The organism is Streptomyces sp. NPDC015171 (genome assembly GCF_043079545.1).
Lineage (GTDB): Bacteria > Actinomycetota > Actinomycetes > Streptomycetales > Streptomycetaceae > Streptomyces.
In genome coordinates this window covers 840363-853163 of the sequence record NZ_JBIBUO010000003.1, presented here as the reverse complement: position 1 = coordinate 853163, position 12801 = coordinate 840363, and the positions used below count along the sequence as shown (strand labels likewise).

The 12801-nt window shown below is 71.7% G+C and carries 13 protein-coding genes; 4 read left to right on the top strand and 9 right to left on the bottom strand.

The genetic code is table 11. The annotated features are described in order from the left end of the window. Positions 1-170 precede the first annotated feature (170 nt). Positions 171-515, bottom strand: a complete 345-nt coding sequence (locus ACF073_RS12030; RefSeq protein ID WP_392068845.1) for a S1 RNA-binding domain-containing protein — start codon at positions 513-515, stop codon at positions 171-173. 129 nt (positions 516-644) lie between these two features. Further along, positions 645-1247 carry a CGNR zinc finger domain-containing protein gene (locus ACF073_RS12025; RefSeq protein WP_392068843.1) on the bottom strand — a complete coding sequence of 201 codons (603 nt, stop codon included), beginning with the start codon at positions 1245-1247 and terminating at the stop codon, positions 645-647. 89 nt (positions 1248-1336) lie between these two features. On the opposite strand from ACF073_RS12025, the gene ACF073_RS12020 reads away from it, so the two are divergent. Further along, on the top strand, positions 1337-2134 hold the full coding sequence (locus ACF073_RS12020; RefSeq protein WP_392068841.1) for an MBL fold metallo-hydrolase: 798 nt from the start codon (positions 1337-1339) through the stop codon (positions 2132-2134). A 65-nt stretch (positions 2135-2199) separates the two neighbouring features. On the opposite strand, the gene ACF073_RS12015 is transcribed toward ACF073_RS12020, so the two are convergent. Together ACF073_RS12015 and ACF073_RS12010 are read right to left on the bottom strand one after the other, a co-directional pair. Continuing rightward, the gene (locus ACF073_RS12015) at positions 2200-3312 is read right to left on the bottom strand and encodes a PP2C family protein-serine/threonine phosphatase (RefSeq protein ID WP_392068840.1); all 1113 of its coding nucleotides are present in this window, start codon (positions 3310-3312) and stop codon (positions 2200-2202) included. Between the two features lie 229 nt (positions 3313-3541). After that, positions 3542-3931: a VOC family protein gene (locus tag ACF073_RS12010; protein ID WP_392068838.1), complete on the bottom strand. Its 390-nt coding sequence runs from the start codon at positions 3929-3931 to the stop codon at positions 3542-3544. Positions 3932-4081: 150 nt separating this feature from the next. Here ACF073_RS12010 and ACF073_RS12005 point away from each other — a divergent pair, with 150 nt between their 5' ends. Then, entirely contained in the window at positions 4082-4729 is a 648-nt protein-coding gene (locus ACF073_RS12005) for a TetR/AcrR family transcriptional regulator (RefSeq protein ID WP_392068837.1), read from the top strand. Here the strand turns inward: ACF073_RS12005 and ACF073_RS12000 are convergent. Beyond that, entirely contained in the window at positions 4714-5970 is a 1257-nt protein-coding gene (locus ACF073_RS12000; protein ID WP_392068835.1) for an MFS transporter, read from the bottom strand. The two genes, ACF073_RS12005 and ACF073_RS12000, sit on opposite strands and share 16 nt — an antisense overlap. A gap of 134 nt (positions 5971-6104) precedes the next feature. Here ACF073_RS12000 and ACF073_RS11995 point away from each other — a divergent pair, with 134 nt between their 5' ends. Beyond that, entirely contained in the window at positions 6105-7040 is a 936-nt protein-coding gene (locus tag ACF073_RS11995) for a LysR family transcriptional regulator (RefSeq protein WP_392068833.1), read from the top strand. Positions 7041-7138: 98 nt separating this feature from the next. On the opposite strand, the gene ACF073_RS11990 is transcribed toward ACF073_RS11995, so the two are convergent. Next, on the bottom strand, positions 7139-7309 hold the full coding sequence (locus tag ACF073_RS11990; RefSeq protein WP_392068832.1) for a hydrophobic protein: 171 nt from the start codon (positions 7307-7309) through the stop codon (positions 7139-7141). Positions 7310-7550: 241 nt separating this feature from the next. Here ACF073_RS11990 and ACF073_RS11985 point away from each other — a divergent pair, with 241 nt between their 5' ends. Beyond that, positions 7551-8402 carry a YihY/virulence factor BrkB family protein gene (locus tag ACF073_RS11985; RefSeq protein ID WP_392068830.1) on the top strand — a complete coding sequence of 284 codons (852 nt, stop codon included), beginning with the start codon at positions 7551-7553 and terminating at the stop codon, positions 8400-8402. 54 nt (positions 8403-8456) lie between these two features. Here ACF073_RS11985 and ACF073_RS11980 read toward each other — a convergent pair whose 3' ends face one another. The 3 genes from ACF073_RS11980 to ACF073_RS11970 form a co-directional block, all read right to left on the bottom strand. Continuing rightward, positions 8457-9758, bottom strand: a complete 1302-nt coding sequence (locus ACF073_RS11980) for a PP2C family protein-serine/threonine phosphatase (protein ID WP_392068828.1) — start codon at positions 9756-9758, stop codon at positions 8457-8459. 168 nt (positions 9759-9926) lie between these two features. Then, positions 9927-11147, bottom strand: a complete 1221-nt coding sequence (locus tag ACF073_RS11975) for a PP2C family protein-serine/threonine phosphatase (RefSeq protein ID WP_392068826.1) — start codon at positions 11145-11147, stop codon at positions 9927-9929. Beyond that, a complete protein-coding gene (locus tag ACF073_RS11970; RefSeq protein WP_392068824.1) occupies positions 11144-12721 on the bottom strand; it encodes an ATP-binding protein in 1578 nt (525 codons plus the stop codon). The genes ACF073_RS11975 and ACF073_RS11970 overlap by 4 nt, the downstream gene beginning before the upstream one ends. Between the last annotated feature and the right edge of the window lie 80 nt (positions 12722-12801).

Here is a 12801-nt window from a genome sequence, read left to right as displayed (position 1 = left end):
GGGGCTCCGCATACGGCAGCAACCAGCTCTACGGCGAAGACCTCTGCCCGGCCGCGGCGCGGGTGCTGGGCGAGAACCCCTACCGGGAACCCTGGAGTTGACCCTTCGGATCAGCGGTCGGCAGCGGCCGACGGTCGACCGGCGTCCCCCTCGTCGAAGGCTCCGCGGCCTTAGTCCGGTACGGGCCGGCCGGCATCGGACGGCCAATCGGGGCGGAAGCGCTCCACGAAATCTGTGAAGTCGTCCCGCAGATAGCGGGAGTCGGTCGGCTTCAGCCGGATCTGCCGGCGGCTGTCGGCCCACCAGATCTCGAAATCGGTGACCGTGCCTTCCGCCGGCCAGTTCTCGCTCTCCTGCGGCAGCAACATGACGTCCACGAAACCGCCGACGCCCAGGCCGATGTCCACGAAGATCCCGACAGCACCGGGCCGGGGAACCTGCACCACGGTGCCCTCGAAGACCTGCCCGAACCGCAGGCCCCTGCGTATCCGAGCCCACTCGGCGTCTGTCACCACGGACGCATCATCGCATCGCGGCTCGTGGTCAGGCCCTCGGTTCCGAGGTCCGTGTCCGGGTCGCCCTGACCGGCACCGCGCACCGGTGAGCCCGCGAGCCCGGACCGCATCCGGTCCCGGCGGCGGGGGTCATTGCTCACCTGGAGTCTGGGTCCGGCGGGCGTAGGCGCGGGCGGCGCGGGCGCGGTCGCCGCAGCGGGTCGAGCACCAGTGGCGACGGCCGTGGCGGAGGACGTACCGGCTGCACGGCGGGGAGCCGCAGGCGATCAGGCGCTCCGCGTCGGGGGATGTGAGCAGGTCGGCGGCGTCCGACGCGAGGGCCGCCAGAGCGTGGTCGAGTATCTGGGTGGTCGGGTGCGGGGTCGCGCGGTAGGGGCCGCTCTTCTCGTCCCAGTGCAGCAGCGGGGCCGTGGGGACCCGGGTCATCGCGTCGTTGACGGCTCGGATGGCGGCGGGGAGGGCGGGCAGGCCGGCGACGCGGGAGGCCAGCAGCGTCCTCACCTGTTCGCGCAGTGAGCGCAGCTGCGCCGCGCACATCTCCTGCATCCCGGCGTCGGCCGGGGCCAGACCGTGATCGCCGAGCCACCGATCGGCCGCCGCCGGAGTGCCGAGCAGGTCGGCGAACTGTCCGCCGGGCAGGGCCACGGCACTGTTGGCGAGGGCGAGGGAGGGGTACCGCTCCTCGCCCGGCGCCGGCGGCAGGGCGAGCCCGCCGGTCACGATCTCCTTCATGTATCTCATGGTACGGGTTGCCCGCATCCGTGAGAAGCGCGTAGCGTCACTTCACGGATAGCCAACCACTCATCCGTGAGGTGTCTTTCGTGTCTTCTGCCCACACACCCACCGAGCAGTTCCCCGTCCACGTCCTCGGCGGCCCGACCGCCCTCTTCGAGTACGGCGGCTTGCGCTTTCTGACCGACCCCACCTTCGACGGCCCCGGCGACTACGCCTCAGCCGGCCGCCCGACGCTGACCAAGACCGCCCCCTCCGCCGCCGCCCCCGCCGACCTCGGCCCCCTCGACGTGGTCCTCCTCTCGCACGACGAGCACGCCGACAACCTCGACCACTCCGGCCGCGCCCTGCTGTCCGACGTCCCGCTCACCCTGACCACCCCCGGCGGCGCCCGGCGACTCGGGAAGCCGGCCAAGGGCCTCGCCGACTGGGAGTCCGTCGAGCTGAGCCGCCCCGACGGCGGCACGGTCACCGTCACGGGGGTCCCGGCCATCCACGGTCCCGGCCCGCGCGAAGAGGTCGAGCCGGTCTCCGGTCAGGTCGTCGGCTTCGTCCTGACCGGCGACGGCCTGCCCACCGTCTACGTCAGCGGCGACAACGCCTCTCTCGACGCGGTCAAGGAGATCGCCGAGCGCTTCGCCCCGCTGGACACCGCCGTCCTCTTCGCCGGAGCCCCCCGCTTCCCCATGCTCTACGACGGCGGGCTGCTCGTCTTGGACAGCACCCAGACCGCCGAAGCCGCCCGGATACTCGGCGCCCGCCGCGTCGTTCCCGTCCACCACGACAGCTGGGCCCACTTCACCGAGGGCCGCGCCGAACTGGAGGCGGCCTTCACCGCCGCCGGCCTGACCGACACCCTGGACCCGGACTGGATCCAGCGCGCCTGAACCGGTCCCCTGCCGGAGGACGTGCCGCCTTTCCCGCGAACGTGCCCTGAACACCCGCGTCGCGCCTACCCGAGCCGCGGCTTCTCCACGGGCTCACTCAGGCGCACGGCGAGGGCGGCGATGTCGTCGTCGAGGCGTCCTCTGCTGTAGTGCAGCAGGTCGCGGTGGAGAGCCGTGAGCAACTCGCGGGGCGGCACCGGAGGCTGTCCGCGCATCCAGGCCGCCAGCGGGAAGAACTCGCCGTCGCGGGCGCGGGCCTCGGCGACCCCGTCGGTATAGAGGAAGAGCATGTCCCCGACGGCGAAGCCGAAGGTGTCGATGCTGTACTGATCGCCCATCAGGTCCGCGAGGTTGAGCAGCGGCGAGGGAGCGGTGGGCTCCAGGACACGGAGTTCCCCCCGGTTCCTGAGGAGCGGCGGCGGGTGTCCGCAGTTGAGGATCTGGATGCGCCCCCCTTCGTGCGGGATCTCGACGAGAAGGGCGGTCGCGAAACGCTCCGTCAGTCCGTCGGCGGGGAAGGCGGCGTTGTAACGGGTGGTGCTGGCATCCAGCCGGCGCGCGATGCTCACCATGTCGGCCTCGCCGTAGGCCGCCTCGCGGAAGGAGTTGACGATCGCCGCTGCCGCCCCGACCGCAGGCAGCCCCTTGCCCCGGACGTCGCCGATGAGCAGCCTGACCCCGAACCGCGTGTCGACCACCTCGTAGAAGTCCCCGCCGATACGGGCCTCCGCCGCGGCCGCGATATACAGCGACTCGATCTCGACACCCCCGAAGCGGCGAGGCATCGGACTGAGCACGACCTGCTGCGCCGCGTCGGCGACGAGCCGCACCTGAAAGAGGGTCCTCTCCCGCTGGAGCCGGACATGGCTTCCGTACGCTGCCGCCACGGTGACCGCGATGATCCCCGAAGCCGTCCACCACGTCCCCAGACCGGGGAACACGATGCTGAGGCCGATCATCAGACAGAGGCAGACCGTCCCCAGCAGCACGGTGGGGAGCACCGGCCACATGGCGGCGGCGAGGGCCGGGGCCGCGGGCAGGAGGCGGCTGAAGGCCATCTCCGGAGGAGTGGCGTACGCCAGGCTGGCGATGACGGCGGTCACGATCACCGGCGACAGCAGTACAACCGTCCCCCGCCCGTGGCGACGACGGAGCTGCAGCCGTCCAGACTCGATCACACTCCACAGAATATCTACGCATAGTGCACATAGCGCCCCGACGGACCGGAGTCGCCCGCCCGCCCTGGACCCGCCGGCCACCCCTGCGGCGCCGCGCCCGCTCCGCGTGGCACCGACAGAAGCGGACTCGGCGGAGAGCCGCGGCACCCCCCGGAGAAGCCGCCGGCCCCTATGGGCCCCTCGCCCGGTTCCGCCCATCCACCGCCCAGGGGGCTGCCATGCATGCGGTTCAGCCCTGCTCGGGAGTGACCCATTCGACGAACTGGACGATCACGCCATTGGGGTCGGCGATCTGGAACAGACGCTCGCCCCACGGCTCCTGACGCAGCGGCATGGTGATCTCGACCCCCGCCTCGCGCAGCCGCTTCTCCTGCTCCTCCAGGCCGCTGCCGAGGGTGAAGGCCAGGATCAGGCCGTCGGCGTGCCGGTCGCGCTGGCCGGGCGGCAGCACCTCGATGCCGCGGGCGAGCAGGACGACATCGATCGCGTCGGGCCGGGACAGGGAGGCGAAGCCTTCGGCGGCCTGCCGGACGCCGTAGCCCAGGTGGGTGGTGAAGAACGCCTGGGAGGCGGCGACGTCGTCGACGGTCAGCGAGACGGTGGAGGCGATGAACTGCACGAGGACTCCCTGGGGGCGTGGGGACGAGGGTCGGCGGCCGCGACGGCGGGATCCAAGCGTTCCTTCGTCGCAAACTTACCACCATGGCAACTTTACTGTGGGACTCCCGAGGGGGTCAACATAAAGTTGCTACGAGGGTAAGATTGCGTCATGGCCACCCAGACGCCCGCCCCGGCCCCCGGGCTGCGTGAGGCGAAGAAGCAGGAGACGCGGCAGCTCATCTCCGACCACGCCACCCGGCTGTTCATCGCCCAGGGTTTCGAACAGACCACCATCGCCGAGATCGCCGCCGCCGCCCGCGTCGCCAAGAAGACCGTCACCAACTACTTCGCCCGCAAGGAAGACCTGGCCCTGGACCACCAGGAGGAGTTCGCCGCCTCACTGGCCCACGCCGTCGCCGCCCGGCACCCCGGCGAATCAGCCCTGGCCGCACTGCGCCGCGCGTTCACCGACGCCACGGCCGCCCAGGACCCGGTCGCCGGTTTCTCCGGCCAGGAGTTCGCCCGCATGGTCGCCGACAGCCCCACGCTGACCACCTGCCTGCAGGGCCTGCACGAGCAGCGCGAACACCACCTCGCTCAGGCGCTCGCCGCGGCCACCGGCGCCGCACCCGACGACATCACGGTCCAGACCGCCGCCGGCCTGCTGAGCACCGTCCACCGCGTGCTGTTCCACCGCATCCAGGCCCTCACCCTCGCCGGCCGCCCCGACGACGAGATCACTCGCGTCATCGCCGCCGAAGCCGCCCAGGCTTTCGGCCTCCTGGAGCCCGCCCTGTCCGGCTACGCCACCGCCTGATCGGAGACGAGCGCTGCCGGGCGGCGGGGCAGCAGCAGCGGGGTCGCCAGCAGGAGAGCACCGGCCAGGCCGATGGCCGTACGCGGGCCGAGCAGGCTGCCCAGCACACCCCAGAGCGCCGTCAGAAGCGCGGTCGTGGCCTTGGTCGTCACCGCCCAGGCGGACAGTGTGCGGGTGACCCGATCGGCCGAGGTGCGTTCGAGTCGGTAGGTCGTGCAGACGGGGTTGAAGACCCCGCAGCAGAAGATGAGTCCGAGTTCGACGCCGATCACCAGCAGCAGCCCTCCGGTGCCCGGCTCGAGGAAGGCCAGGCCGACGGGCCAGAGCGCGCGCAGCGCCCCGGTCACGACGAGGACCTGGTGCTGCCCGAACCGGGTGACGAGCGGCCTGGCCAGCCGTGAACCGAGCAGCCCGCCGATCGAGGGCGCCGCGAAGGCGAGGCCGTACTGCCACGGTGTGAACCCGAGCCGGCCCAGCATCAGGACGGCGAGCAGCGGCTGGGCAGCCGTCACCAGGCCGTTGAACAAGGCGGTGTTGAAGAACAGCGGACGCAGTGTCGCGTCGGCGAGGATGTACCGCCAGCCGTCGAGCAGGTCCCCGGCCCTCAGGCGCGCGGCCGCCGGGCGCTCGGGCCGGGGCTCGTGTCCGCCCGACGCCCGGATGCCCAGGGCCGAGAGCAGGTAGCTGACCGCGTCGGCCACCACCGTCGCCACCGGACCGAGGAGCCCGATCGCCGCGCCGCCGAGCGGCGGTCCGACGATCGTGGTCGTCCAGGCCGTGGACTCGAACCGGGCGTTGGCGACGAGCAGGTCCTCGGCCGGCAGCAGCGCCTTCAGGTACGCGCCGGAGGCGGCACGGAAGGTGATGTCGGCCGCCGCCACGACAACCGAGACCAGCAGGAGCTGAAGGAAGGTGAGCACGCCGAGCGCGAAGGCGGCGGGGACCGTCAGCAGCGCCGCGCACCGCGCCAGGTCCATCGCGATCAGCACGGGCCCTTTACGGCGGAACTCCACCCACGGACCGAGCGGCACCGCCACGACCGCGCCCACCGCCGCCCCCACGGAGGCGAGCGCGGCGACCTGGGCCGGTCCGGCGTGGAGCACCTGGACGGCGATCAGCGGGAAGGCGCCGAACGCCAGCCAGGTGCCGAGCGCACTGGTCGCGTACGCCCCCCAGAGCCATCCGAACCGCCGACCCAGCCCGCCTCCGAGCAGCTGTCCCGGCCGGTGCCCGCTCCCCATGTCAGATGCCCCTCGCCACTCGCCCGCACAACCGATCCGCGATCGGAAGCATCAAAGCGAGCATCACCGCCAGGGATCAAACAACCGCGGAGGCGGCGGCCACAACCATCGGTTGTGGCCGTAGGCTGTCCGGCATGGACCTCGACACCGTCCGGACCTTCGTCGCCGCCGCCGACGCGGGGCGGTTCCAGGAGGCGGCCGCCGAACTCGGGGTCACCCAGCAGGCCGTCTCCAAGCGCGTCGCCGCGTTGGAGCGCACCCTGGGCGTGCGGCTGTTCGCCCGCACCCCGCGCGGCGCCGAGCTGACCATCGACGGGCAGGCGTTCCTGCCCCATGCGCGCGAGCTGCTGCGCGTCGCCGAGCGCGCGGTCACGTCCGTGCGTCCCGGCCGCCGTCCGCTCCGCGTGGACGTGATCGCCTCACGGGGTGCGGCCTCGGGCCTGATGCGCGGTTTCCACCGCGCGCATCCCGAGATCGCGCTCGACGTGGTGACGCTGTTCGAGATCGATACAGCCGTCGCCGCCATCCGGTCGGGTGCGGTCGACGCGACCTTCCGCGCGGTCGCCGTGCCGGGGCGGCCCCTTCCCGAGGACATCGAGTCCGTCCGGGTGGTCGACGAGCCGCTCCAGCTCCTCACCGGCCCCGCTCACGCCCTGGCCGGCGCGAGATCGGTGACCGTCGCACAGCTCACCGGCCACCGGATCTGGATGCCGGGCATCGTCCCGGGTACCGAGTGGGCCGCGTACTACGAGGACCTCGTCGCCGAGTTCGGTCTCGCCATCGAGGCGACCGGACCCAACTTCGGCTCCGACGCGCTCCTGGACACCGTCGCCGACACCCCCGCGCTGGCTACTTTCATGGGCGGCCACACGCGCCTCGTCTGGCCCGCCGGCCACGGCCTGCGGCGTATCCCGGTGACCGATCCGACGCCGGTCTACCCGCATTCGCTCCTCTGGCACCGGGACAACCCCCACCCCGCGCTGGCCGCCCTCCGCGCCCACCTCGCCGCCACAGCCACCGGCCATGACGCCGCCGGAACCTGGAGGCCCGCCTGGGTGACGGCGCACTGAGCGCCCTCACGTCCGCCACGTCGAACGGCCGAGGGCTCCAGAGCGACAAGCTCTGGAGCCCTCGGCGGGACCCTGTGAAGGAACGGGTGCGGGTTCGCTCACCATCGGTACCAGCGGCCGCGGCGGCCGCCTGTGCCGGTGGAGCGCATGACGAAGCCCAGAAGCCACAGCACCAGGACGACGACGGCGACCCACCAGAGAATCTTGAGGGCGAAGCCGGCCCCGAAGAGGACCAGCGCGAGAAGCAGAACAAGCAGCAGGGGAACCATATTTATCAACCTCCTGCACAATCGGTTTCCCGGCAATTCGGCGAGCATTCACCCACGGCCCTTTGTTTACGAAGGGAAAGCCGGGGCACAAGCCGCCTCTCGCCACACGGGACCCGACCTGTCAAGTGAAACTCATTCACTCCTGTTCGACCTTTCGAAAAGGGCCTGTCCGGCGAGATTCCGGGTACGCCTTTTCCGACGGCATCACCGGGCCGGACCGCGCACTGAGGGGATCGACGCCATGGAGGACGCAGGCGGTCGCGCCGCTCGCTGGTGGGCGGCACTGCGCCGGACGCCGGTGTCCGTCTGGAACGACGACGTCACCGACTGGGCCGCCGCCCTGACGTACTACGCGGTCCTGGCCCTGTTCCCGCTGCTGCTGGTGATCCTCTCGATCGTGGGCCTGACCATCCCCACGGCCAAGCCGGAGGTCATCGATCGCATGGCCCAGGCCGTCCCGTCCGCGTCCCGCGGTCTGCTGCGCAGCTCTCTGCGGCAGATGGCCGAACAGTCGTCGGCGGCGTGGACGCTGATCTTTCTCGGCGGGTCGGGGGCCCTGTGGTCGGGATGCAGCTATCTGAGCGTCTTCCGCCGGGCGTTGCACGCCATGCACCACGTCAGTGCGGACCGGCCGGTCTGGCGCACCGCTCCGCGCATCATCGCCACGGCCCTCGTCCTGATCTCCCTGCTTCTCACGTCGACCCTCGCGCTGTCCCTCAGCGGCAGCCTGGCCCGGCGTGTGGGCCGGTTCCTGGACCTGGGTACCGGGCCGCAGACCGCCTGGGCCACGCTCCGGTGGCCGGTGCTGGCCGCCGTCGCCGTCGCCCTGGTGCTCGTCCTCTACCGTTCGGGCCCCGAGTCCTCCCGCCGGGTCGGCAAGATGGCACCCGGCGGCGCACTAGCGGTCGCGCTGCTGCTGGTCGCGTCCGTCGGCTTCGCCGTCTACACCTCCCACGTCGGCACCTACCACCGTCTGTACGGATCGCTGGCAGGCGTCGTGGTCTTCCTGATCTGGCTGTGGCTGTCCAACCTCGCCCTTCTGATCGGCGCTCAGTTCAACGCGGAGCTGGCGAAGCCCACGCGAGCGAAGTGAGTCCGCCGGAGCGCGCCGCGGCCGCCTGACCGGACTGGAAGCACCGCCGCGGTCTCAGCGCGCGGCCGGCGGCAGGCGCAGAGCCAGCAGGGCGACGTCGTCGTGGGTGCCCGCCACCAGTCCGTCGAGCAGTTCGTCGCAGAATTCGTCGAGCTCGCGGTCGATCAATGCCGCCGCGTGCTGCCGGAGCCGCGTCATACCGTGATCCATGGTCTCGCCACGACGCTCGATCAGCCCGTCGGTGTACAGCAGGAGGGTGCTGCCCGGCGGCAGGAGCCGGCTCGCACTGGGGCGCTCGGCGTGCGGGTCGACGCCCAGCAGCAGGCCGTGCCCTTCGTGCAAATAGGTGGTGTCACCGGTCGAGGTGACCAGCAGCGGCGGCGGATGCCCGGCACTCGCCCACTCGAGGTGGCAGGGGCCGCCTTCCTGATCCTTGAGCAGCGCGTACACGCAGGTGGCGGTCCGGTGCCGGTAGAGGGCTTCGACGGCGAGGTCCAGCCGGCGCAGGATCACTCCCGGGGGTTCCTCCCGGTCGCAGGCGATGCCGCGCAGCATGTTCCGCACCTGGCTCATGATCACCGCCGCGCGCAGATCGTGGCCGGTGACGTCCCCGATGATCAGGGTGGTGTCGCCGCTCTGCGGCAGGACGAAGCTGTCGTACCAGTCCCCGCCGATCTGCGCGGTGACGACAGCGGGCGCGTACCGGGCGGTGATCCCCAGACCCGGCACGACGGGCAGGTCCGGCAGCAGGGAGCGTTGCAGGCGCTCGGCGACGTCCTGGGTCTCCGCGTACAGCCGGGCGTTGTCCACGGCCAGCCCGATACGGTGGCTCAGGTCCTCCGTCAGTGCCAGATCCGTGTCGCCCCACGGCGGGTGGCCCGCACCGCGTACGAGGGTCAGCGCGCCCACCACCCTGCGGCGGGCCCGCAGCGGTGCCACGATCATGGAGACACCGCCCAGACGGGCGAAGGGCTCCCGCAGAACGCCGTGCAGTGGATCGGGCGCCTCTTGCGCGTTCGGCGGCGCGCTGACCGGCAGCAGCAGGGGGCCGGCGCCGCGCAGCACCCGTGACAACGGCTCCGACGTCGTCTCCGGCATCGGCGGCAGCGGCCCCGTCAGACCGGTCAGGTCGGCGTCCGCGTCGCGGTGCACGACGCAGACCCGCTTGACGGAACCGTCCTCGTCCATCAGGTCCGCGGCACACCAGTCGGCCACGCCGGGCACCAGGAGATGGCACAGGCGCCTGAGTCCCTCGACCGCGTCCAGCGTGCTCGACAGGACCGCCGCACTCCGGTTGGCGAACGCCAGCCGGTCGAGCGCCGCCCGCAGCTCCGCCTGCACGTCATGGTCATCCATGTCGACTCACTACCCGCCCGGCGACCGTACGGCTGACGTCTTCGCACGAAACCACCCGGTACGTGCACCGATTCCGGTGGCCGCGCCTACGTCCCGGCGCTGTCCCGGAGGCAGGCGCCGCCAGGCGGTCGCCCCCGCGATCTCAGCGGCGGCCGGGCGGCAGCCGGCTCATGACCAGGGCACGGAGCGCCGGGCCTGGGCGGTACGACGGGGCGCGTCCGTGTTCCAGTCCAGGCGCAGGACGGCGAGGTCGTCGGTGTGGCGCTCCGCGTTGAGCGCGCGGGTGCGGGCGATGAGCCGGTCGAGGTGGGTGCCGGGATCGGACGTGTGCAGCGTGTCGATGAGCCGCAGCAGGCCCTCCACTCCGAGCCGGTCGGCACCGGCGTCGTCCGCGAAGCCCTCGATGAGGCCGTCGGTGTAGGCGATGAGCGCGCCGCGTGCGGGCAGAGCGAGCTTGGTGGCGGGCCAGTTGCCCAGGCCGGGTGCGATGCCCAGCGCGATGCCGTGGGCGGCTCTGACCTCCTCGGTGCCGTCGGACGTGACGAGGAGGGGTTCGTGGTGGCCGGCGAGGTGCAGCGTGAGGGTGGCGGCCGCCGGGTCCAGGGTGATGAGGGTGCAGGTGGTGAACAGATCGTTGCCCGCGCGTTCGGCGATGTGTATCTGTTCCAGGAACTGCAGCAGGTGCTCGTCGCGATGACCGCCGAGGGTGAGGGCCCGCCAGGCGATGCGGAGGCAGACGCCGAGCGCGGCGGCGTCGGGGCCGTGACCGCTGACGTCCCCGATGATCGCGTGGACCTGGCCGTCGTCGGTCTGGACCACGTCGAGGAAGTCACCGCCCAGCAGGGCCTGTGCCCGTCCGGGGTAGTAGCGGCTGGAAGCGGTGACGACGGAGGAGGACAGCAGGGGCTCGGGCAGCAGCCCGCGTTCCAGACGGGCGTTCTCCTCCGCGCGCAGCCGCCCGATCTGCAGGGCGGCGTTGGCGCGCTCGGCCTGCTTTCGCTGGACGGCGTAGCGGACGGCCCGCTGCATCAGCTCCGGGTCGACCTTGCCCTTGATGAGGTAGTCCTGGGCGCCCGCGGCGAGGGCGTCAACGCCCGCGCGGGGTTCGTCCAGTCCGGTCAGCACGATGATGGCGGCCTGCGTGTCCGTCTGGATCGCCTGGACGGTGTCCACTCCGGACGCGTCGGGAAGGTGCAGATCGAGCAGCACACAGTCGACAGGGTCCGCCGCCAGTACCCGGCGCGCGTCGGCGGCCGTGCGACACCGCGTCAGGGTGTGCGGCAGATCGGTGTCGTGGAGGAGCTCCTCGACCAGGAGAGCGTCTCCGTCGTCGTCCTCCACCAGCAGCACGGCGTACGGCGCGTCGTGGCCTGCGACAGGGGCGGTCACGGCTGTGTCTCTCTGTCCGGGGCCGCCGTCGCGGCCGGGAGGGCGGGGAGGGTGAAGACGACGCGGGTGCCGAGCTTGTACTCGGGGTCGATCCTGATCGTGCCGCCGTGGAACTCCACGACCTTCTTGCACATCGCCAGGCCGATGCCGGTGCCTGGATAGGCGTCCTTGGTGTGTAGACGCTGGAAGAGTATGAAGACCTTCTGCTGGAACTCCCGCGCGATCCCGATGCCGTTGTCGGTGACCGCGAACTCCCACACCCCCTCGTCGCACACGGCGCCGACGTGGATGCGGGGCGGCCGGTCGGGACTGCGGAACTTGATCGCGTTGGACAGCAGGTTCTGCCAGAGCATGCCCAGCTGGGTCGGGTCCCCGACGACGGTGGGCAGCGCGTCGTGGGTGATCTCGGCGCCGGTCTCCTCGACGCTCACGCTGAGGTCGCCCAGCGTCCTGTCCAGCACCGCCTCCAGATCGACGGTCTGGTGGTCGTTGTGCACCCGGCCGACCCTGGAGAAGGCCAGCAGGTCGTTGATCAGGACCTGCATGCGGTTGGCGCCGTCCACGGCGAAGTCGATGTACTGGTCGGCCTTCGCGTCCAGCTGCCCCCCGTAGCGCCGTTGCAGCAGCTGGGTGAAGCTGGACACCTTGCGCAGCGGCTCCTGCAGGTCGTGCGAGGCGACGTAGGCGAACTGTTCCAGTTCGGCGTTCGACCGCTTCAGGTCCTCCGCCTGCTCGTCCACCAGCCTGCGGGCCGCCTCGGTGAACCGCAGCTCCTCCACCAGCCGCAGGCGCATGGAGTCCACGTCGGAGGCGAGCCGGCGCAGGTCGGCGGGGCCCGTACCGCTGAGGGAACGGTCGAACTGGCCCTGCGCGACGTCACGGGCGGCCAGGCCGAGCTGGGCGAGCGGACCGGTGACGCCGCGTCGCAGGCCCTCGAAGACGAGCACCGCCACCAGGACGATGACGGCCGCGATGGTGGCGAACATCCAGTTCCGCAGGGTCACCGCCCGCCGCAGCTCATGGGTGGCCGCCGTCCGCTCGTTCTCCAGGTGGGTCTGCTGGCGTGTCATCGCGCGACGCAGCGAGTCGAAGGCCGCCTTGCCCTCGCCGGCCCGTTCGGAAGTGATCTTCGCGGCGTCCTCGCGGGAGGCCGCCACGACGGGCCGGGCCATGCGCTGCTGCCAGATACCGGCGGACTTCTCCACCGCGTCCAGGTCGGCACGGGCCTGGTCGTCGTCGCGGAGCAGGGGCCGCAGACGGCGGAGCGCCGCCTTCTCGTCGGCCAGGCCCTCCGTGTACGGCTGCAGAAAGTCCTGCCGGCCGGACAGACCGTAGCCGCGGACGCCGGTCTCCTGGTTGACCAGCGCCTCCTCCAGCCGGATCGACTCGATCAGGGCGGGCGAGCGCCGCTCCACCAACGAGGTCGTGACCTGTGTGGTGCGCCACATCGCCCAGCCGCCCAGCGCTCCCAGCACCGCCAGGACCATCAAGGTGGCGGACACCCCTGCCCTCAGCCAACGGCGGGTCGTCCAGCCCGCGAAAGCGCCCGCGGTTCCTGACGGCTTGCTATTCATGGCGGTGGACTTCTCTCCCTCGGCCGGTCATCCGGTCCGCGCCGGGCACGCGGCAAGCACACTGTACCCGCGGCCTGACA